The sequence below is a fragment of the Candidatus Pelagibacter sp. Uisw_136 genome, assembly GCF_047720275.1.
Lineage (GTDB): Bacteria > Pseudomonadota > Alphaproteobacteria > Pelagibacterales > Pelagibacteraceae > Pelagibacter.
Genome location: NZ_CP159812.1, coordinates 1,355,872 through 1,378,385, shown reverse-complemented (window position 1 = coordinate 1,378,385; position 22,514 = coordinate 1,355,872). Strand labels below are relative to the sequence as shown.

Below are 22,514 nucleotides of genomic sequence, written 5' to 3'. Positions count from 1 at the left end.
TTGAAATTTTAATTTAAAGTATTATTCAGCAGCTTGTTTCATAGAAAGTTTAACTTTACCTCTATCGAAACCAATCACTTTAACTTTTACTTCGTCACCTTCTTTGACAACATCAGTAACTTTTTCTACTCTCTTAGCAGCAAGTTCTGAGATATGAACAAGACCATCTTGTTTACCTAAGAAGTTAACAAAAGCACCAAATTCCATAATCTTCATTACTTTACCTGTGTAGATTTTATTCATTTCAGCTTTTGCTGTGATGTCCTTAATCATTTGCATAGCAATGTTTCTAGATTCTTCGTCTGGAGCAGCAACAGTTACTACACCTTCATCATTCACATCAACTTTAGCACCTGATTTTTCAACAATCTCTCTAATTGTTGCTCCACCTTTTCCAATAACGGCTGCGATATCTTTTTTATCTACAGTAACTTGTTCCATTTTTGGAGTGTGTTCACCAACGTCAGCTCTTGATTCGCTTAAAGCTTTATTCATTTCACCTAAGATATGAACTCTTCCTTCTTTAGCTTGTTTTAAAGCCTGCTCCATGATTTCAAATGTGATACCTGTAATTTTAATATCCATTTGAAGTGAAGTAATTCCATCTTTAGTTCCAGCAACTTTAAAGTCCATATCTCCAAGATGATCTTCATCACCTAAAATATCTGACAAGACACTAAAGTCATCACCTTCTTTAATTAATCCCATTGCAATACCTGCAACTGGTTCTTTAATTGGCACTCCGGCATCCATAAGTGCAAGAGATGCACCACAAACACTCGCCATTGAAGAAGAACCGTTAGACTCTGTAATCTCAGACACTATTCTGAAAGTATATGGAAATTCTTCTTTTGAAGGTAGTGAAGAATTAATCGCTCTCCATGCTAATTTTCCATGGCCAACTTCACGTCTTCCAGTTCCAATTCTTCCAGTTTCACCAACTGAGAAAGGAGGAAAGTTATAATGAAGCATAAATCTTTCTCTATGTTGTCCATCTAGACTTTCTAATCTTTGTTCATCATCAGATGTACCTAAAGTAGTAACAACAATCGCTTGTGTTTCTCCTCTAGTAAATAAAGCTGATCCGTGAGTTCTTGGTAAAACACCAACTTCACACTCAATAGCTCTTACATCAGCCAAACCTCTACCATCTATTCTTTTTTTGTTTTTAAGAATATCAGTTCTAACAATTTTCTTTTCAAGATTTTTTAATTCATCATTAACATTAAAATCAGAGTAATTTTCATCTTCTGCAAAAAGCTGTTTTGCTTTATCAGAAATTTCTGAAATTTTATTTGATCTATCTTGTTTGTCTATTGTTGCAAAAGCTTTAGTTAAATCGGCTGTAAAATTTTCTTCAAGTTTTTTCTTAACTTCCGATAAATCTTTCTTTTCAACAGTCCATTCTGGCTTTCTGCATTCTTTTGCAAGTTCCTCAATCATTTTGATTACTGGAACAAAACCTTCGTGACCAAACTTAACTGCATCTAACATTACTTCTTCTGTTAAACCTTTAGTCTCAGACTCAACCATAAGCACAGCATCTTTAGTACCTGCTACAACTAAATCTAAAGTAGAGTTTTCTAGTTCAGCTTTTGATGGGTTTAATATATATTTACCATCAACTAAACCAACTCTTGAAGCACCCACTGGACCCATAAATGGCATTCCTGAAATAGCTAGCGCTGCTGAAGAAGCTGTAATTGCTAAAATATCTGGTTGATTGTCTTTGTCATATGAAATTACTGTTGGTAACAACTGAACTTCATTTTTAAATTCACTTGGAAACAAAGGTCTGATTGGTCTATCAATTAATCTTGAGATCAATTGTTCACTTTCAGTTGGTCTTGCTTCTCTTTTAAAATATCCACCAGGAATTTTACCACCTGCATAATATTTTTCTTGGTAATTTACAGATAGAGGAAAATAATCCATATCTGGATTTACTTTTTTTGCTCCTACTACTGTTGCTAAAATAACTGTTTCACCACATGAAGCAATGATTGCTCCATCTGCTTGTCTTGCTACCTTACCTGTTTCTAAACTTATCTTTTTACCTGCTACTTCAATTTCCTTCTTATATACTTTGAACATCTATTTTCCGTTTCCTTCTATCTATTTTCTTAAATTTAATTGTGTTAATACATTTTTGTAAGAATCGAATTTATTTTTCTTTAAATATTCTAACAATTTTTTTCTTCTATTTACTGCTCTTAACAATCCAACCGAAGAGTGTTTATCTTTTTTGAATTGCTTAATGTGCGCTGAAAGAGTTTCAATTTTACCTGTTAATAATGCAATTTGTACTTCTGAAGAACCAGTGTCCTTCTCGTGCATTTTTAATTCTTCTGCTTTATTCGTCATACTATTTATTTTCCTATTTGTTTGTTTGTTTTATTAAGTTTTCTATTTTTTCTGCATATTCAAAAGAGTCATCTTTAGCAAAAAGTATCTTTGGTATGTATTTCATAAATACTTTTTTAGATAAAACTTTTCTAATTAAAAAAGAATATTCTCTTAGTTTTTTAATAACTTTTTCAGTATCTTTTCCTCCTAGAGGTAATACATACGCTTTTGCAATTTTAAGATCTTGACTCATTTTCACTTCTGTAACTGTTATGGTGTTAGTTTCTAAATTCGGCACCTTAGCTTCATTTCTAGCGAAAATCATACCTAAAGATTGCCTAATCATCTCTCCAACACGTAATTGTCTTTGTGATACGGGTTTTCCTGTTTTATCAACCATTATACTGTTCTTTCTGTCGTAGTCGTACTATACGCCTCAATTGTATCGTTTTTCTGGAAATCGATAAAGTCTTTAAGTGTTATTCCACATTCTTGGCCGTTACTGACTTGTTTTGCCTGATCTTTTTCTCTAAAAATAGTACTTATTTTACCAGTATAAATAATTGCTCCATCTCTTACTACTCTAGCACTTGCTCCGCTAGCTATTTCACCCTCAGTTACTTTTGAACCTGCAACTTTTCCTGTGCCTGAAACTTTGAAAATTTCTAGAATTTGAGCTGTACCAATAATTTTTTCCTGAACATCTGGAGCAAGAAGTCCTGACATTCTTAATTTGATATAATCTAAAACTTCATAAATGATATTGTAAGAAGATATTATAATTTTTTCATTATCTGCTAATTTTTTTGCTTCCTTGCTTGGCTTAACATTAAATGCAATTAATGTAGCATTAGATGCTTTTGCTAAAGTTACATCAGTTTCTGTTACCATTCCGATATCAGATAAAATTATTTTAGGTTTTACTTCATCATGAGTAATTTGATTAATCGCACTTTTAATTGCTTCAGCAGATCCATGAACGTCTGATTTTACGATAATATTTAATTCTGCAGCTGACTTATCAGCAAAAGCTGAATCTTGAGTTGCAAAAGTTAGAGGGCTTCCACCAGTTTTGGTTTCATCTGCTCTAGTCTCACTTAATGTTTTGGCTTCTTTTTCTGAGTCTAAGACAATAAAATCATCTCCTGATTTGGCTGCTCCATTAATTCCAAGAATTTCAACTGGCATTGATGGTGGTGCTTCATTAACACTTTCTCCTTTATCGTTAATTAAAGCTCTTACTTTTCCCCATTTTAATCCACTAACAAAGAAATCACCTTTTTTAATTGTTCCAGATGTAACCACAACTGTTGCAACCGCTCCTCTACCAATATCAATTTTAGATTCTAAAACAATTCCAGTTGCTTTAGATTCAAAGTCAGTTTTTAAATCTAAGATTTCTGCTTGTAGAACAATCGACTCTACTAACTTATCTAAATTCTTTTTATTTTTTGCAGAAATTTCAACCATCAAAGTATCTCCTGATAAATCTTCTGCAATAAGTTCATATTCTAAAAGTTGGTTCTTTATTTTTTGTGGGTCTGCCTCTGGTAAATCACACTTGTTAATTGCTACAACTATTGGAACGTTCGCAGCTTTAGCGTGTTTTATAGATTCAATTGTTTGAGGTTTAACTCCATCATCTGCAGCAACTACTAATACTACCACGTCAGTTAGTTTTGATCCTCTTGCTCTCATTTCTGTAAATGCAGCATGACCCGGTGTATCAATAAAGGTTAGCTTATTAGATTCGTGTTGTATTTGATAAGCACCAATATGTTGTGTTATTCCACCAAATTCACCCGAGACAACATTTGCACTTCTTAAAACATCTAATACCGAAGTCTTCCCATGATCCACATGACCCATCACAGTTACGATCGGTGGTCTATTCTTTAAATTTTCAGATCTAGAATCTTTTATTTTTTGAATAATCTCTTCTGCTTTTGTTTCTCTAATCGGGTTATGACCAAATTCTTTTACTAAATATTCAGCTGTGTCTGCTGCTAATGTTTGATTAATAGTAACTGTTACTCCCATTCCAAATAAATGTTTAATTACATTATTTGATTGCTCAGCCATTCTGTTAGACAGTTCTCTCACTGTTATTGCTTCAGGAATATTCACATCTCTTTTTACAGGCTTCAAACTTTCTTGAATTTCTTCTTTAGTAAGTTCTCTGTTTTCTTTTAATTTTGCTCTTTTAAGCGAAGCCATACTTCTTGATCTTGCTTCAATCTCATCACTTAATGCTCTTGATACTGTTAATTTTAATTCTCTTTTTTTAGTTTCAGGTTTACCTGTATCCCCTTTAAGTCTTCTAGTTGCTCTTTGCTCAGCTAACTTACGTTTTTCATAATCATTAGTTATTGAAGAAGATGGTTTAGGAGCTGATGTAGTTCTAGGGGGAAAGCTACTCGCACTGGTTACTGCTGGTTTTGACCTAACACTAGCAGGTCTAGTAAAGTTACCTCTAGGTGCAAATTTGCTAGGTTTTTTTTCAATTACAACAGAATTTTTACTTTGAGTTTTTGCTAACTCTATATTCTCTATCGATTTCTTGGCTATGCCAGAAAGTGTTAATTTTGTTTTTTTGTTTTCCATATTTCATTACTCAATCTTTGTAGATTATGTTTCTTGCAGACATAATTAATTCATCCGCTTCTGTTTTTGATAAAGCAAAATCTTCAAGGTATCCTTGAATCTTAATTCTTTCACCTTTCACAACATCATAACCACCTGTTAATTCATCAGAGGCAAGGTCTGCAAAATCTTCTAACTTTAGAATCTTTTGTTCTCCTAAAGTAACTAACATTCCTGGCGTTAGTCCTTTGTGATTTATAAGATCATCTTGAAGTCCCAAATCTTTAATTCTTTGAGTGATGTCTTCTTGATCTTTTTGGTAAAACTCTTTTGCTCTTTCAATCAAAGCCTTAGCAGTGTCTTCCTCTATACCTTCAATTTTCATTAAATTTTCTGGTGAGCTATCTTTAATGTCTGAAATCGAAGAAAAACCTTCAGCAACAAGTAATTGTCCTAATGTTTCGTCCAACTCTAAATTTTTAACAAAGTTTTCAGTTTTTTCTTTAAACTCAGATTGTCTTCTTTCTGAATCTTCTGCATCAGTCATTATATTAATTTCATAATTTAATAATTTAGTAGCCAACCTAACATTTTGACCTCTACGACCGATTGCTTTACTTAAGTTTTCTTCTGTTAAAATTACATCTAATTTTTTTGCAACACTATCAACGTTTACTCTTTGAACTTCAGCCGGTGACAATGCATTTGAAACCACTATTGCTGGATCTTCAGACCAATTGACAATATCAATTTTTTCACCTTGTAATTCGTTAACTACTGCTTGAACTCTTGATCCTCTCATTCCAACACAAGCTCCTACTGGATCTAATGAAGTATCAACTGCTTTAACACAGATTTTTGCTCTACTCCCAGGATCTCTTGCTGATGATTTGATTTCAATTAAACCATCATAGATTTCAGGAACCTCTTGAACAAATAATTTTTCCATAAATTTTGGATGTGCTCTTGATAAAAATATTTGCTGTCCTCTAGCTTCTCTTTTTACATCATAACAGTATGCTTTAACTCTGTCTCCAGCTTTAATATTTTCTCTAGGGATCATTTCATTTTTTTGAATAATTGCTTCAGTTCTACCCAAATCAACTATTACATTTCCAAACTCTAGACGCTTAACAATTCCACTTAAAATTGAATCTTTTTTGTCTATGAAATCATTGTATTGTCTTTCACGCTCTGCTTCTCTTACGTTAAAGCTAATAACTTGTTTTGCTGTTTGTGCAGCTATTCTTCCAAAATCAAAAGAGGGAAGCGGTTGTAAAATTTCATCACCAATTTTTTTATCTTTGTTTAGTTCATTTAAAATGATTGCATCTTGAAGATTAATTTCTGTATTTGTGTTCTCTGGTTTTTCTACAACAATTAATTTTCTGAAAATTCCAATATCTCCACTTTCTCTGTCTATTAAAACTTTAATTTCATTGTCCTGTCCAAATTTTGATTTGGCAGCTTTTGCAATTCCAGTTTCCATGGAATCAATAATTAATTCTTTATCTATAGACTTTTCTAAAGCAACTGCTTCGGCAATTCTTAATAATTCTAATTTATCTGATCTTCTATTTAACATAAGTTTATTAGCTCCAAAAAAAAATGGGCTAAAGCCCATTCTGTAATTTCAATAATGTAAGGGCAATATATAAAGATTTTTTTTTAATTCAATAGCAACTATTTAGAAAAAACATCTTTTTTATCTGTTTTTTCCCATGAAAATGAACCGTTAGCTTCAGACACCCTTCCAAAGTGACCATAAGCTGCTGTTTTTTCATAAATAGGTTTATTCAAGCCTAGCATTTCTCTTATACCTCTTGGGCTTAAATCAAAATTTTCTGAAATCTTTTCCGTTACAAATTTATTTTTTTCTAAATCATTATCAAATAAATCTACATAAATTGATAAAGGTTTCGAAACTCCGATTGCATATGCTAGTTGGATTAAACATTTTTCAGCAATGTTTGATGCAACAATATTTTTAGCAATATATCTTGCTGCGTAAGCAGCTGATCTATCCACTTTAGTTGGATCTTTACCAGAAAAAGCTCCTCCTCCATGAGGTGCTGCACCACCATAAGTATCTACAATAATTTTTCTACCTGTTAAACCACAATCCCCATCTGGACCACCAATTACAAAATTTCCAGTTGGGTTTATATATAGTTCATCTTCGTTAAAATCTTTTAAAAATTTTTCTGGAATTGATTTTATTAAATATGGTTTTAACAATTCTCTAACTTTGGCCTGATCTACATCTGCTGAGTGCTGTGAAGATATAACGACTGATTTTACTTTAGTTGGTTTTCCATCGATATACTCAAAGGTAACTTGACTTTTTGAATCTGGCTCAATATTTTTTAATTTTCCAGATTTTCTATCTTCTGCCATAAGTCTTAAAATTTTATGAGAGTAATGGATTGGTGCAGGCATTAATTCTTCTGTTTCGTTACAAGCATAACCAAACATTATTCCTTGGTCTCCAGCCCCCTCATCTTTATTTCCTGAGGAATCTACACCCATGGCTATATCAGTAGATTGAGCATGAAGGTGACTTTCTATTTCTGTCGCTTCTCTCCAAGTAAAACCATCTTGATCATACCCAATATCCTTTATGCACTCTCTTACCTTTTGAATAAGATCTTCTTCTTTAATACTAGGTCCTCTTACTTCTCCAGCTAAAACAACTTTATTTGTAGTAGTTAAAGTTTCACATGCCACTCTTGAAAATGGATCACCTGAAAGATAGCTATCCACAACCATGTCAGAAATACGATCTGACACCTTGTCTGGATGTCCTTCAGAAACTGATTCGCTAGTAAATAAAAAATTTTTTAAATCACTCATGTGTTATTTTCTTAAATGAAAAAATTAAAAAAATATATAATAAAATGAGTATAATAAATATCTTATCCCCATAATTCATATAGACTGTAGAATTAATAACTTTACTCTCGTTAAAATCAACGTAACCAGTAGAACCAAATTCAACTTTTTTTTCTATAATACCAGTTGGATTAATAATAGCAGATATTCCATTGTTTGCTGATCTAATTACATATTTTCCACTTTCAATTGATCTAAAGATACTGTGTGCAAAATGTTGTTTTGGACCGATAGAATTTCCAAACCATCCATCCTCTGAAATATTAATTATATAATCAAAGTTTTTGTCTTTAAATAATCTATTTGAATAAATTATTTCATAACAAATTAGGGGAAGTAATTTTAGATCTATCTTATCATTTTTTATTGAGAATGCTCTTGGGTTATTTCCTTTCGAAAAAGACTGATAATCATTGGTTATTGTTTTAAACCCTACTAGACCAAGAACTCTTTCAAATGGAATAAACTCACCAAATGGTACTAGATTAACCTTATTGTAGCTTTGAATTAAATCTAATTTATTGTTAAAAACTGCCATTGAATTAAAAAGTAAGTCTTTGCTATTTTTAGTCTCTAAACTATTGAGTCCCATAATAATTAAATCATCATTCCCAAAATTATTTGAAAATAACTCTTGATATATATCCATATCTCTCAAATAACTGTCTGGAATAATTCCTTCAGGCCATAAAAATACCATCGGTTCTTTTTTTTCTGGGTTGCTCAACAAAATTAATTCCTTGATAATTTTTAACTCATCCTGCTTTGAAAAAAAACGATTCAAACTAATATTGGGTGATACAGCTCTTATTGTAAAATTATTTTTAATATCAGCTGAATTATTAAATTGATTATACTTTAAATTCCCAAAAATTAAAAAACCTACAGAAATTATTATAAAGAAAAAACAGACAATAATTTCTTTTCTAGTTTTTCTTAGGATAAATATAGCTGGCACAGTAAACAAGGATATGCAGATCAAATTAAAAGAATAAGTTCCAATTACTGATAGAATTTGAATAAAATAAATACTTTCTGAAAAACTAAAAGCAATTAAATTCCATGGAAAACCAGTAAGAATGGACCCTCTAATAAATTCAACAGAGCCATATAAAATTGAAAAAATAAAAAATGTACTAATAACGTTTTTAGAATAAAAAATAGAAAAAAAATAAGTTATTAATCCATAAAATATTGCCAGAAAAGTAGGAAACAAAACTATAGCTATTGGTATTAAAAATTCAAAACTTTCATCAAAAGTTAATGATATTGAGATCCAATATAAGCTACATAAAAAATAGCCAAAACCAAAAAACCATCCATATTTAAAAAAAGATTTATTATTAGAATTTTTTTTTTTTCTGTAAAAAGAAAAATAAAGAATAATGAAAAAGTAAAAAAATTAATTATAAAATAATTATAAGGTGGCAAGCTATAAGAGCTAATAGCACCTAAAAAAAATACATATAATGCGTTTAAAAATTTTTTTTTAGGCAAGTTAAACAACTTTTGTTGTAATAAATTTATAAATTTTATCTTCTTCTTTACTCATTTTTTTAAAATCTTTCAATTTTATGTGGTCGTGCCCTAATAAATGAAGAAATCCATGGATAAAAATTTTAACAACTTTTTGTTTAAACTCAAAAATACTTATATTTTTTGGTTTATTCATAAATTCATAGCTAATAACTATATCGCCAAGATAGTTTGATTTTTTTAGATTAAATTTTTTCTCAAATGGAAATGATAACACATCTGTAGGTTTATTTTTATTTCTAAAATCTTTATTTAACTTTTTAATATTCTTGTTATTTGAAAGTAAAATTGTTAAATTTATTTTTTTACCTATAAACTTATATTTTTTTGGAAAAAATTTTATGATGGAATTAAAAAAAGTGTTATTTTTCTTAATTTTTTTGCTCCAAAGAGAGCACTCCGAAACCACATCAATTTTAATCATTTTCTTGATCAGTATAAGCTTTTACGATCTTAGATACCAAAGGATGCCTCACCACATCTGAATGATCGAAATCTACAACTGAAATTTCTTTTAGGTGTCCAAGTAATTTCTTAGATCTACTTAAGCCAGACATATTCTTATTTGGTAAGTCTATTTGAGAAGGATCGCCATTTATAACAATTTTTGAATTCTCACCAATACGCGTTAAAAACATCTTAATTTGAGTATCAGTTGCATTTTGAGCTTCATCTAAAATTGCAAAAGAATTTTTTAAAGTTCTTCCTCTCATAAATGCAAGTGGTGCTATTTCAATATCACCAATTTCAATCATCCTCTGTATTTTTTCAAAATCAAATAGATCATAGAGAGAATCGTATAAAGGTCTTAAATAAGGATCTACTTTCTCCTTCATGTCTCCTGGTAAAAAACCAAGTCTTTCACCAGCTTCTACTGCAGGTCTTGATAGAATAATTCTTTCAATTTTTTTATCAAGCAACAAAGTTAATCCAACTGCTACTGCTAAAAAGGTTTTACCTGTTCCTGCAGGGCCTGCTGATATAACAATATCACTTTGTCTTAAAGCTCTAACATATTCTTTTTGTTTTTCAGATCTAGGAATAACAGATTTTTTTGGTGTTTTAATTATGTCAGAAACATTTTGATTTTTTACTTTTTCTTCAATCATAAATTTATCTATAGATGAGATTATATCTTTTTTCTCAATACTGCCATTATTAATAAATTGATTTGCAAGAAATTGAATAGCATTTTTCGTTATCTCATTTTGTTCTGGGGTTGATTTTATCAAAATAGAATTTCCTCTTGAATAAAGATTTGTGTTAGTAATTTCTTCGAGTTCTTTTAAATTTTTATTAAACTCACCAACAACTCCCATTAATAAATCATTATCATAAAAGATAACACTTAAAGAATTATTATCAGAATATACAAATTTTAATGTTGAGTTAATTTTTTTTGAAATTGTATTATTCAATTTTAAGCTACCTTTTTTTTAGAGCTTTCGGTTAATTTTCCAAAAAGACTATTCTGATTACTATTTGTTATTTCAACTTGTACAATTTTTCCAATATTCTCTGTATTGCCATCAAAAATTACTGATGTCATATATTCTGTTCTACCAAATAACTTAATCCCATCTTTCATTTTATTTTCTACCAGAACATTTAAAACTTTATTTTCAAGAGATTTATTTTTTTGTATTTGGTTATTAACCAATTTCTCTTGAATTGCTTCTAGTCTTTTTTTAGATTTTTTATGATCAACTAGTTTTAAATCTGCTGCAACAGTTCCAGGTCTTGGGCTAAAAATAAAGGAATATGAGTTAGTAAATTTTATTTTTGTAATCAAATTCATTGTCATTTTAAAATCTTGCTCATCTTCCTCTGGATATCCAATAATAAAATCACTTGAAAATTCTATGTTTGGGTTAATTTTCTTAAGTTTTTCATAAATTATTAGATACTCTTCAATAGTATGCTTTCTATTCATTAGATTTAAAATTTTATTTGATCCACTTTGTACGGGTAAATGCACCAGAGGCATCAGTTTAGACGATAACTTGTAAACATTAATCAAGTCATCTGTCATATCCTTTGGGTGAGATGTTGTGTATCGGATTCTTTCAAGTTTATCAAAGCTATCAAGCTTAATTAGTAAATCTGATAGCCTGTATTCTTTATCTTCCTCCTCCTTATAGCAATATGCATTTACATTCTGCCCTAATAAAATAATTTCTTTTGCACCACTTTGGATTAATTCTTTTGCTTCATTTATAATTTGATCAAAGGGTCTCGAATATTCGGCCCACGAGTATAAGGCACTACACAAAAATGACAGAATTTATCACAACCCTCTTGGATTGTTAAAAATGAAGAAACTTTACTGTCTTTATTTTTAATTTTACTTAAATAATTGAATTTAGAAATTGTATCAAATTCTGTTTCTTCTTCTTTTCTTCTATTTTTTGAATAATTTAATATTGCATCATTTATTTTATGATAAGACTGTGGGCCAATCACGATGTCAATATAAGGTTCTCTTTTTAACATTTCTTGATTTTCAGCTTGAGCAACACAACCAGCCACAATTACAATTGGTTTTTTTTTTTCTTTAAAAATTTTTTTAACTCTTCCTATTTCGTGATAAACCTTTTCTTTTGCTTTATCTCTAATATGACATGTGTTTAAAAGATAACAATTTGCTTCTTCATACTTATCTGTTTTTTCAAAACCAATTTTTTTAACAGTTTCACATATACGATTAGAATCATATTCATTCATTTGACAACCAAATGTTTTTATAAAAATTTTTTTATTTTCCATTTAAATAGAAGATGATTGGTCATCAATTTTTGCATTAAAAGATACAGATCTTCGCTCTTCATTTGTACCTAAAAATGGATAAACGGTATGCATTAAATAACTAGGAAATAGGTAGAAGTCACCTATTTTTGGTGTAATGGTATATGTTGCGGGACTGAACAATCTTTTTGATCCATCAATCAACACTAGTTTACCATTATTATTTACTTTTTTGTCTTTTTGGAAAGTTTCACCCATTGTTTTTGGTACTTTTAAGTAACCTACTCCTGAAACATCTCCACTATGAATATGTACTGGATTATATTCATTCTTAAATTGTCTAACAATCCAAGATTTAATGATTTGAAAACTTTTTAACTGTAAGGTTTTTTCTTTCCAAACCCATTGATTGCATGCCGACCCAATAAGTTCACCCCATTTTATTTTTTTCATAAAATCTGTATTCATTAAAAATTCTTGATAAACATTTCCTGCAAGTTGTGGGCCCTCATTAAATTTTTCTAGTTTATTTTTGTTATTAATCATTTCATCAACATACACATTCATTTGATCAATAGTTTCTTGAGGAATTTTAATTTTAATTATAGATGGACCAAAAGGTTTCAAAATTTCTAGTTCCATTTTATTTTTTTTTCACTCCATATAATTCTAATTTATGATCCACTAAACGATAACCATATTTTTCTGCAATTTTTTCTTGGAGTTTTTCAATTTCTTCATCAATAAATTCGATAATCTCACCAGATTTAACATCAATTAAATGATCATGATGCCCTTCGTTTAATTCTTCGTATCTTGCCTTGCTCCCTTTAAATTCATGCTTAGCTAAAATTCCAGATTCCTCAAAAAGCTTTACCGTTCTATATACTGTGGCAATACTTATTTTTGGGTCAATCTTTGAAACTCTGTTATAAAGCTCATCTACATCTGGATGATCATTTGATTCTGACATTACTTTTGCAATAATTTTTCTTTGCTCCGTTAGTTTAACTCCTTTAGATAAACATTTTTGTTCAATATTTTTTGACATTTTTAATTTTAACTTAAATAAATAGGATTAATCAAATTCTTTTTAATTTTAAATTTTTTACATAAACTAGGAACAGCTTCATACTTAACTTCTACAAATCCCTTAAAATCCTCAAAACTAAAGCAATAATAATTGATTTTTTTAGTTAGAAATAAAGCTTTAATCGTCGCTAACGAATTTCTAATTCCCGCAAAACTACCTGGTCCTCTGTTAACATAAATAACATCAATTTGGTCTAATGAAGAAGAATTTACCTTCAAAAAATCATTAATTAAGATCATTAATTTTTCAAAATTAATTTTACTATTTTCATGACTACAAGTATAAATATTTTTATTAACTATGAGTGTTAAAAAAATTTTATCTCTTGTGGCATCTACTATTAAATTTTTCATTATAATAATGTTATTTGCTCTCAACTCTAAAGCAGAAGAAAATAATATCAAATATTATTCTGAAGATAGCGGCATTCTTTCTTTAATGTACCACCGATTTGATGAAAATAAGTATCCTTCAACAAATATACGAATGGATATTTTCAAAGAACAAATGTCCATAATAGATTACTTAAATTATAAATTTTACGATCCAAAATATTTACAAAAAAATTTTAATATTGCAAAAAATAAAAAAGAAATACTTATTACTATAGACGATGCATTCTTGTCTTTTTATAAAATTGCATGGCCGTATTTAAAGAAAAAGAAAATACCTTTTATTTTATTTGTTTCAACTGAAGCTGTAGGTAAAGCTGGCTATATGAATTGGAAGCAAATACAAGAAGTAGAGAAAGAGCCATATGCTTACATTGGTAATCATTCACATTCTCATGATTACTTGATTGATCTAGAAACAGAAAATTTTTTATCTGATATCAATACTTCAATTAAAATTTTTAATCAGCACTTAGGTTATAACCCAATTTTTTTTTCATACCCATTTGGTGAATATAGCAAAACTATTAAAGATTTTATTTCCAAAAATTTTGATTTTGCTTTTGGTCAACATTCTGGTGTTATTGATATTAATAAAGATCCTCATGAATTGCCTAGGTTTCCAATTAATGAGAAATATGGTGACCTAGAAAGATTTAAATTTTTAATCAATCTTGGTCCACTGCAATATAAAATTTTAACCCCTGAAGATAAGTATGTCACTGATAATAATCCACCAGAACTATCTATCGAATTTTTTGAAAATCAAAATAATATAAAAAATATAAATTGTTTTTCCGACGAAGGTAATGGATGGGAACAGTCAGATATTAGTTTTATTAAAAATATACTAAAGTTAAACTTTAGAGAAAAATTTACATTCAGAAGAGGTAGGGTTAATTGCTCACTTAACGATGATGGAATATGGAGATGGTTTGGTGTTCAATTCTCGGTGAACCAAAATTAAATTAAACTTTCTAAATCTTTGCTTGATGGCAATAACTTCGCATCATCAAAATCTGTTAAATTATTTTGTCTTATAATTTGTTGTAAGATTTTAACATACTCTTTTCCTGTCTCTGCATATTTATCTAAATATTCAGAAAGAATCATGCTGTCTAATTTTTTTCCTTCGTCTCTCAATTCAGCTCTTGCACTTCTAAAACCTTTATAGGAAGAATGTGTATTCAAATTTCTTTGATAAGCTTTTACAGATGCTTGTAATACCTTAAATCTCATAACTTTATGTGTGCTGTCATCTTCTGCATCGGCTGGTTTTATTCCTTCTCCACTCCACGTCCATTGACCAAATAATGCGTTTCCTTCTTGGGCAAATCTCGATGTACCCCAGCCAGTTTCTTTTGCTGCCTGTGCAATAGCCATTGAAACAGGGACCTCATCCATTCTAATTTTTAATGAAGATAAATCTTTATTTACCACCCCATATTGTTTGAATTTAACATTCAACCACTCTTGTTCCACCTTTGTATTTTTGCTTTTATTTAAAATCCTAAAAAGGTTAATTCTATCTAGTTTAATACTATTATTTTCATCAATAACTAAAGGCAAAATTATCTGTATAAAAAGGTCTTTTCTTTTTTTAGCATTTTCTATTTTTACAATCTCTTTTGGTAACAGATCTAAGCTTATAGGTTTTACTAATTTATTTTTTCTAACGTCTTGTAAATTATAATTTGTTGATTTGAAAAGTTCTTCAATCGTTGCCGCACTTAATAGTATAGCGTCTGATGGTTGTTCATCAAACGTTAAAATATCTTCATATAAAAACATTTTATTTAACTCATCATCTAGTTTTGGTGTCACATTTTCTAATAATCTTTTTAAATTACTTTTTGAATTATTTTCATAATCTTTAGAAAATATCATTTTTTCTTTTGAAAGATTAATAGCTAGTGGAGCTATAAAAAAAATTGATATAATGATTAAGCTTGATAAAAAAGTTCTTGAAATATTATCTAGTCCACTTTCTTGCATTTTGAATTTTTTTTTCATACTTATATTGCAACTACTTCTTTCACCTCAGGTAAGTAATGACACAAAAGATTCTGAACACCCTGCTTTAAGGTCATGGTCGAACTAGGACAACCAGAGCAGCTTCCTTGTAGTTCTACCTTAACAATTCCATCTTTAAATTCTTTAAATTTAATGTCACCTCCATCTTTTGCAACAGCTGGCCTAATCTTTGATTCTAAAATACTTATAATTTTTTTTTCAATCTCAGTGTGTTCTTCTTCTTTTTTTTCAAGCAATTCATTGGCAATTACAGACTCTTTTCCTGTTGAATAAAAATCATTAATCAGTGAAATAGCTATATGTTTAATATCTTCCCAATTTACTTCTTCGTTTTTGTTTATTGATATAAAATCTTCCCCTAAAAATATACCTACTACTCCATTAATTGATAAAATACTTCTTACTAATTCATTATCGGTTTCCTCTTTTTTGGTTACTTCAAATGAGCCATTGCTAGAAACCGTCTTTCCAGGTAAAAACTTAAGTGAATTAGGGTTTGGTGTTACTTCGATTTGAACAAACATGTGTTTATATATAAAGGTAAATATCTAAATTTAAACCAATTAATAAATATATTTATTAAAAACCTACTAATTCTTTCATTTCTTTCATCTTTTGTGAGGCAATTTTGTCCGCTTTATCAGATCCTTCTAATAAAACTGAATCTAAGAATTTTTGATCCTTTAATAACTTTTTAATTTCTTTTGAAATTGGCTCAATTCTTTCAATTAGAACTTCTGATAATTTTTCTTTAAATTCAGAAAAATTTTTTCCATTAAATTCAATTACAGATTTTTCTAAATTTTGATCTTTTAAACTTGAATAAATTCCCAATAAATTTTCTGCTTCTGGCCTTTCTGCTAGATTATTAATTGTTTCTGGCAAAGGTAATGGATCTGTTTTAGCTTTTTTTATTTTATTTATTATTTGATCTTTATCGTCAGTAAGGTTAATCCTACTTAAATCTGATGGATCTGACTTGCTCATTTTTTTTATTCCATCTTTAAGGCTCATTATTCTAGAAAATTGTTTTTGAATTAATGGCTCTGGTGGTTTCAAAAAATCTGTTGCATCAAAATCATTATTAAACTTTTGTGCAATATCTCTACAAAGCTCTAGGTGTTGCTTTTGATCATTTCCAACCGGAACATGAGTTGCATCATAAAGCAAAATGTCTGCCGCCATCAAGACTGGGTATGAATAAAGACCAATGCTAGCTTTTTCTTTATCTTTTCCAGCTTTTTCTTTAAATTGTGTCATCCTATTAAGCCAACCTATTCTTGAAACACAACTTAAAATCCACGCAGCTTCTGAATGTGCTGAAACCATTGATTGGTTAAAGATTATACTTTGTGCTGGATCAATTCCACACGCAATAAATGTAGCTACAGTTTCTCTTATATTTTTTTTTAATTCTTTTGGGTCTTGCTTAACTGTTATTGCATGAAGATCTACAACACAAAAAATGCATTCATTTTCTTCTTCATTTTGGAGTTCTACAAAGTTCTTAATTGCACCAAGATAGTTTCCTAAATGAAGATTTCCGGTTGGTTGAACTCCTGAAAAAATTTTTTTACTCATGGCTAATAGTTTAAATTAATATCACTTCTTTTAAAAGCCTTGATTAAAATTGCAATTAAAAGGTAAAATAATAGCCCTGATACAACTGCACCAATTAGATAAATAGCTTTAAAATTTGCCTCGTAAAACAGCTTGTCATTAAAAAAATAAATTACATATTTAAAAAATATTCCCATTAATGTTGAGGCTAATAAAATTTTAATAAACCTATTTATAAATATTAAATTAAAACTAAATAAATCTTTTATTTTTAGAAAAATGAATAATAAAATAGCATTAAACCAGGATGATATAGTGGTTGCTATTGGTATAATTAAGAACCCAACTTCCTTGAAAAAAACCACACTAATAAAGACGTTTAACAAAACAGAGATTAAAGAAATATAAAAAGGGACCTTTGTATTATGTCGTGCAAAAAAAAAGGCTGAAAAAACTTTAATAAGAGAAAATGCTGGTAATCCAATCGCAAAATAGAACAAAGTTTTTGCTGAGTTTATAACACTTAATTCATTGAAAGAACCGTATCCAAATAAAGAAGATATTATTTCTTCAGAAGCAATAAGTAGCGCTAGTGCTGCTGGAATACTTAAAAATAAACTTAACTCTATAGCTTTATTTTGAATCAAGTTTATTTTATCCTTTTTATTACTCTGAACATGCTTGGAAAGTTGAGGGAGTATTACTGTTCCTATTGCAATTCCTGCAATAGCAAGATTTATTTGATAAATTCTATCTGCATAATAAAGATAAGATACTGCGCTGGCTTGGAAGGAGGCGATGATTGTCCCTACTAAAATATTTATCTGTGTAACACCAGAAGAAAAAATACTAGGAAGTAATTTTTTGAAAAAAAGTTTAACTTTATTATCAATTTTAAATGAAAAATTAATTTTAGGAGAAAAGTATTTTTTTACAAAAAAATATAAAAAAATAAGCTGCAAGATACCTGAGATGGTTACAGCATAAGACAAATAATATACCAATTGATCATTTAAAATTTTTCCAAAGATCAATACTCCAATTAAAAGAATATTCAAAATTATAGGTGTAGCCGAAGCTACAGCAAATTTATTATGTGAATTTAAAATGGCAGAAAAAAAAGATGCTAAACTAATGAACATTAAAAAAGGGAAAGTAATTCTTGTCAAAGTTATAGCTAATTCCATTTTATCATAATCACCTTCAAAACCTGGGGCAATTAGATATACAAATAAAGGCATCAACATCTCTACAATCAAAACTAAAACCAGTAAGCCTAGGATAAGTAGGTTAAAAATATTGTTAGCAAAATTTTGTGCTTTTTTTTTTTATTTAATAATGATGAGTAGCTTGGAACAAAAGCTGCATTAAATGTTCCTTCTGAAAATAATCGTCTAAATGTATTTGGTATCCTGAATGCTACAAAAAAGGCGTCTGCTAATGGGCCTGCGCCAAGAAACACAGCTATCAATATGTCTCTTACATAGCCCAATAGTCTGCTTATTATAGTAAAAAAACTAAATGTGCCTGTTGACTTAATTAAGTTCATAAATCATATTAGTCTTAAATTTGCTCCATTTGTATATCTAATTAACATAAATGAAAAAAACTAAAATAGACCATTACACTGACAAGGAAGCTTTAGATTTCCACAGCAAGAATAAACCTGGAAAAATTGAGATCAATTCTTCTAAACCAATGACAACAAAAAGAGATTTGGCACTAGCCTATTCTCCAGGTGTTGCTGTGCCGGTGCAAGCAATTGCTGATAACCCAGAAACTGCCTATGATTATACATCTAAAGGAAATTTAGTTGCAGTCATAAGTAATGGCTCAGCTATTTTAGGAATGGGTAATTTAGGTGCACTAGCATCTAAACCTGTTATGGAGGGAAAAGCAGTTTTATTTAAAAGATTTGCCGACATAGATTCTATTGATTTAGAAATTGATTCACAAGATTCTGATGAAATTATTAATAGTATTAAAAACTTTGCATGCAGTTTTGGTGGTATTAATTTAGAAGATATCGCAGCTCCTGATTGTTTTATAATTGAAGAAAAATTAAAAGAAATTTTAGATATTCCAGTTTTTCATGACGATCAACATGGAACAGCAATAATAACTACAGCAGCATTAATTAATGCCTTAGATATTAGTGGCAAATCAATAAAAGACATTAAAGTTGTTGTAAATGGAGCTGGTGCATCTGCAATTGCTTGTACAAATTTATTTAAAAATAGTGGTGTACCTAGTGAAAATGTAATCATGCTCGATCGTAAAGGAGTGGTCTATAGGGGTAGAACTGAAGGAATGGACCAGTGGAAATCTGCTCATGCAGTAGAAACCAAAAAAAGAACTTTAGAGGAGGCTATAAATGGAGCTGATGTATTTTTAGGATTATCTGCAAAAGGAGCTTTGAAAAAAGAGTTAGTAAAAACTATGGCTAAGAACCCAATAATTTTTGCCTGCGCAAATCCTGATCCTGAAATAACACCTGAAGAAATAATGGAAGTTAGAGTTGATGCCATTATTGCAACTGGAAGATCTGATTATCCTAATCAAGTAAATAATTTAATTGGCTTTCCTTATATTTTTAGAGGAGCATTAGACGTAAGAGCTACAACTATTAATGAAGAAATGAAAGTTGCTGCTGCCAACGCAATTGCAAAATTAGCAAGAGAGGATGTTCCAGACGAAGTTGTTGCTGCAATGGGAGGAGATCGTCCTAAATATGGAAAAGATTATATAATCCCATCTACGTTTGATCCAAGACTAATTAGTGTAATTCCTGTAGCTGTTGCAAAGGCTGCCATGGATAGTGGTGTTGCAAAAAAACCTATAAAAGATTTTGAAACTTATAAAGACCAACTTAAACAAAGACTTGATCCCTCAGTAACTATTATGCAGGGTATTAACTCTCATATCAAAAAAAATCAAAAAAGAATTGTTTTTGCAGATGGAGAAGATGAAAACACTCTTAAAGCGGCAATTGCATTTAAAAATTCTAAATTAGGTACACCAATTTTAATTGGCAAAAAAACTAAGATTAAAGAAAGAATAAAAGAAATTGGCTACAATGAAAACTTTGATATCGAAATAGTTAATTCTGAGGATACGAAAAAAAGAGAGAGGTACGTAAACTTTTTATTTGAAAAAATGCAAAGAGAGAAGGGTCTTTTGGAAAGAGATTGTGATAGATTAGTTAGAAATGATAGGGTTATATGGGCATCTTGTATGGTTGCATGTGGTGACGCAGATGGTGCTGTGACTGGAAATACTAGAAGATTTGGAGCATCTTTTGATAAAGTTACACAAGTTATAGACGCTAGACCAGGTGAAATCATGTTTGGGTTAAACATGGTTGTTGCAAAAGGAAAAACTATTTTTGTTGGAGACACAAGTGTAAATGAATATCCAAGTTCAGAAGAGCTTGCTGAAATTGCAATCTCATCTGCAAGGGTAGTTAAGATGTTTGGTTTTGTTCCAAGAGTTGCTTTTGTTTCTCATTCTACTTTTGGCCAACCTCTAACAAGTAGAACTAAACACATAAAGAAAGCTGTTGAAATTTTAAATGATAAGAATGTAGATTTTGATTTTGATGGAGACATGCAGCCAGATGTTGCCTTAAATGAAGAATACAAAGAATTATATCCTTTCTCAAGTATTGTAGGAAATGCAAATATATTAATAATGCCAGGCCAACACAGTGCTGCTATTTCTTATAAAATGATGAAAAGCTTAGGTGATACCAGGGTTATTGGTCCCCTTTTGATTGGATTGGGTCAACCCATTGAAATAGCCCCTTTAAGATCATCTACTTCAGAAATCATAAATTTAGCATCAGTTGCTGCCTACTCTGCTGATGTAATTGATTATAAAAAAAATTAATTTTTTTGAATTCTTAAATCTTCAACTAACACAATACTTGCGATAACATCTTCCACATCAAGTATTTCTTTTGCTTCATTTATTACTTCTTTTCTTTCTTCTGTAGTTAAAGAAATCCCATAAATGAATATTTTTTTCTTATAAGTATCAATTTGATAATTGGTTGCTTTAATTTTTTTGTTAAATATTAAGGCTGTACGAAGTTGAGATGTAATCAATAAATCTTTAGCTGATTGCTGAAAATTAAAATCTTCTTTTATTGTGATATCATTTTTAACTGACCTAGCACCTTTTGTCTCCCATGCAAGTTTAGTAATTTGAAGTTTTTCTTCAGGATCGTCTACTTTTCCTGTTACAAATATTTTTCCATCTAAAACTTTTGTGCTTACAGTTAATATATAACTCTTGTTTCTTAAGGCTAATCTTGCGGCTAAATTTTTTTGCATTACAGAATCATCTATTTGAGTTCCTAGAGACCTTGGATCAAACGCAACACTAACTCCTGTTCCAAAAACTCCTCTAGAACTAATTCCAACACATCCTGATAAGATTAAAAAAATCAAACTTATTAAAAATATTTTATTTTTCATTTTTTATTTTTAGACAATAATTATAAATCTCTTTTTTTGATACATTCGTGTTTTGACTAATTAAATCTGTAATATCCTTTATACTTAGTTTTTTAATTAATTTTTGAATACTTATTTTATCAGATTCTTTTAATATTATCGATGAATTTTTTTCTTTTACTTTTTCAGAAATAACAATCGTTAACTCTCCTTTAGGATCAGATTTAAATGGTTCAAGTGTTTCTATATCTGTTCTTATATATTCCTCATAAAATTTAGTCATTTCTCTGCAAACCAAAATTTTTCTATTTGAGAAGTAACGCTTTAAATCTTTTATTGATCTGTTAAATTTTCTTGGAGAAATAAAAAAAACAATACAGCCCTCTAAATTTGCAAACTTTTCAAAATCTTCCTTTAATTGTTTATCTTTTTCAGGAAAAAACCCATAAAAAAAATATTTATCACTAAATCCACTTATAGAGACTGCAGAAGAAACTGCTGATACACCTGGGATTGGAAAGATATCTATACCATTACTAGCACATTCATTAATCAATATAGCTCCTGGATCTGAGATTGATGGAGTTCCAGCGTCAGAAATTAAAGAAACAATCGACCCTGATTTTAAGATATCAATGACTTTTGATAAATTTTTTTTTTCATTAAATTTATGGTTTGCAATAAGTTTAGATTTAATTTGATAGCGTTCTAGCAAATTTTTTGAAATACGTGTGTCCTCGCACAGTACATAATCAGATTTTTCTAATACTTCTAATGCTCTTAAAGTGATGTCACTTAAATTCCCAATAGGAGTAGATACAATATAAAGACCACTTTTAACTTTATTATTTATATTATCAGTATGTAGAATCATCA

The 22,514-nt window shown here is 29.6% G+C and carries 19 protein-coding genes and 2 pseudogenes; 2 read left to right on the top strand and 19 right to left on the bottom strand.

Features of this window, described 5'->3' with window-relative positions:
- Positions 1-21 precede the first annotated feature (21 nt).
- From pnp to ABXT53_RS07335, 13 genes and pseudogenes are all read right to left on the bottom strand, one after another.
- On the bottom strand, positions 22-2,094 hold the full coding sequence (pnp, locus tag ABXT53_RS07395) for a polyribonucleotide nucleotidyltransferase (protein WP_415290602.1): 2,073 nt from the start codon (positions 2,092-2,094) through the stop codon (positions 22-24).
- A gap of 21 nt (positions 2,095-2,115) precedes the next feature.
- A complete protein-coding gene (gene rpsO / locus ABXT53_RS07390; protein ID WP_415278299.1) occupies positions 2,116-2,364 on the bottom strand; it encodes a 30S ribosomal protein S15 in 249 nt (82 codons plus the stop codon).
- A 13-nt stretch (positions 2,365-2,377) separates the two neighbouring features.
- Positions 2,378-2,746: a 30S ribosome-binding factor RbfA gene (gene rbfA / locus ABXT53_RS07385; RefSeq protein WP_415290600.1), complete on the bottom strand. Its 369-nt coding sequence runs from the start codon at positions 2,744-2,746 to the stop codon at positions 2,378-2,380.
- Entirely contained in the window at positions 2,746-4,950 is a 2,205-nt protein-coding gene (infB, locus tag ABXT53_RS07380; protein ID WP_415290598.1) for a translation initiation factor IF-2, read from the bottom strand. Before infB ends, rbfA begins: the two co-directional genes overlap by 1 nt.
- A gap of 10 nt (positions 4,951-4,960) precedes the next feature.
- Positions 4,961-6,514, bottom strand: a complete 1,554-nt coding sequence (nusA, locus tag ABXT53_RS07375; RefSeq protein ID WP_415290597.1) for a transcription termination factor NusA — start codon at positions 6,512-6,514, stop codon at positions 4,961-4,963.
- 98 nt (positions 6,515-6,612) lie between these two features.
- Entirely contained in the window at positions 6,613-7,782 is a 1,170-nt protein-coding gene (gene metK / locus ABXT53_RS07370) for a methionine adenosyltransferase (protein WP_415290596.1), read from the bottom strand.
- Positions 7,775-9,205 (bottom strand): apolipoprotein N-acyltransferase, encoded by a 1,431-nt coding sequence (gene lnt, locus ABXT53_RS07365; RefSeq protein ID WP_415291317.1) that lies wholly within the window; start codon positions 9,203-9,205, stop codon positions 7,775-7,777. Before lnt ends, metK begins: the two co-directional genes overlap by 8 nt.
- A 114-nt stretch (positions 9,206-9,319) precedes the next feature.
- Positions 9,320-9,781: an rRNA maturation RNase YbeY gene (gene ybeY, locus ABXT53_RS07360; protein ID WP_415290595.1), complete on the bottom strand. Its 462-nt coding sequence runs from the start codon at positions 9,779-9,781 to the stop codon at positions 9,320-9,322.
- Positions 9,774-10,775 (bottom strand): PhoH family protein, encoded by a 1,002-nt coding sequence (locus tag ABXT53_RS07355; protein WP_415290594.1) that lies wholly within the window; start codon positions 10,773-10,775, stop codon positions 9,774-9,776. The genes ybeY and ABXT53_RS07355 overlap by 8 nt, the downstream gene beginning before the upstream one ends.
- Before the next feature lie 2 nt (positions 10,776-10,777).
- A pseudogene (gene miaB / locus ABXT53_RS07350) lies at positions 10,778-12,123 on the bottom strand (tRNA (N6-isopentenyl adenosine(37)-C2)-methylthiotransferase MiaB).
- The gene (locus tag ABXT53_RS07345) at positions 12,124-12,744 is read right to left on the bottom strand and encodes a putative 2OG-Fe(II) oxygenase (protein ID WP_415290593.1); all 621 of its coding nucleotides are present in this window, start codon (positions 12,742-12,744) and stop codon (positions 12,124-12,126) included. It lies immediately after the preceding pseudogene.
- Between the two features lies 1 nt (position 12,745).
- On the bottom strand, positions 12,746-13,153 hold the full coding sequence (locus ABXT53_RS07340; RefSeq protein WP_415290592.1) for a Fur family transcriptional regulator: 408 nt from the start codon (positions 13,151-13,153) through the stop codon (positions 12,746-12,748).
- An 8-nt stretch (positions 13,154-13,161) separates the two neighbouring features.
- On the bottom strand, positions 13,162-13,548 hold the full coding sequence (locus ABXT53_RS07335; protein WP_415290591.1) for a peptidase M22: 387 nt from the start codon (positions 13,546-13,548) through the stop codon (positions 13,162-13,164).
- A gap of 7 nt (positions 13,549-13,555) precedes the next feature.
- On the opposite strand from ABXT53_RS07335, the gene ABXT53_RS07330 reads away from it, so the two are divergent.
- Positions 13,556-14,554, top strand: coding sequence for a polysaccharide deacetylase family protein (locus ABXT53_RS07330; RefSeq protein ID WP_415290589.1), 999 nt, complete (start codon positions 13,556-13,558; stop codon positions 14,552-14,554).
- On the opposite strand, the gene ABXT53_RS07325 is transcribed toward ABXT53_RS07330, so the two are convergent.
- From ABXT53_RS07325 to murJ, 4 genes and pseudogenes are all read right to left on the bottom strand, one after another.
- The gene (locus ABXT53_RS07325) at positions 14,551-15,600 is read right to left on the bottom strand and encodes a glucosaminidase domain-containing protein (protein ID WP_415290588.1); all 1,050 of its coding nucleotides are present in this window, start codon (positions 15,598-15,600) and stop codon (positions 14,551-14,553) included. The two genes, ABXT53_RS07330 and ABXT53_RS07325, sit on opposite strands and share 4 nt — an antisense overlap.
- 2 nt (positions 15,601-15,602) lie before the next feature.
- On the bottom strand, positions 15,603-16,145 hold the full coding sequence (locus ABXT53_RS07320) for a NifU family protein (RefSeq protein ID WP_415290587.1): 543 nt from the start codon (positions 16,143-16,145) through the stop codon (positions 15,603-15,605).
- A gap of 55 nt (positions 16,146-16,200) precedes the next feature.
- Complete coding sequence (gene trpS, locus ABXT53_RS07315) at positions 16,201-17,202, bottom strand: tryptophan--tRNA ligase (protein WP_415290586.1); 1,002 nt, start codon at positions 17,200-17,202, stop codon at positions 16,201-16,203.
- Between the two features lie 2 nt (positions 17,203-17,204).
- Positions 17,205-18,730: pseudogene (gene murJ, locus ABXT53_RS07310) on the bottom strand (murein biosynthesis integral membrane protein MurJ).
- A gap of 50 nt (positions 18,731-18,780) precedes the next feature.
- Here murJ and ABXT53_RS07305 point away from each other — a divergent pair.
- Positions 18,781-21,069, top strand: a complete 2,289-nt coding sequence (locus ABXT53_RS07305) for an NADP-dependent malic enzyme (RefSeq protein WP_415290584.1) — start codon at positions 18,781-18,783, stop codon at positions 21,067-21,069.
- Here the strand turns inward: ABXT53_RS07305 and ABXT53_RS07300 are convergent.
- Together ABXT53_RS07300 and rsmI are read right to left on the bottom strand one after the other, a co-directional pair.
- On the bottom strand, positions 21,066-21,659 hold the full coding sequence (locus tag ABXT53_RS07300) for a BON domain-containing protein (RefSeq protein WP_415290583.1): 594 nt from the start codon (positions 21,657-21,659) through the stop codon (positions 21,066-21,068). The genes ABXT53_RS07305 and ABXT53_RS07300 overlap by 4 nt on opposite strands.
- A complete protein-coding gene (rsmI, locus tag ABXT53_RS07295; RefSeq protein WP_415290581.1) occupies positions 21,649-22,512 on the bottom strand; it encodes a 16S rRNA (cytidine(1402)-2'-O)-methyltransferase in 864 nt (287 codons plus the stop codon). Before rsmI ends, ABXT53_RS07300 begins: the two co-directional genes overlap by 11 nt.
- Between the last annotated feature and the right edge of the window lie 2 nt (positions 22,513-22,514).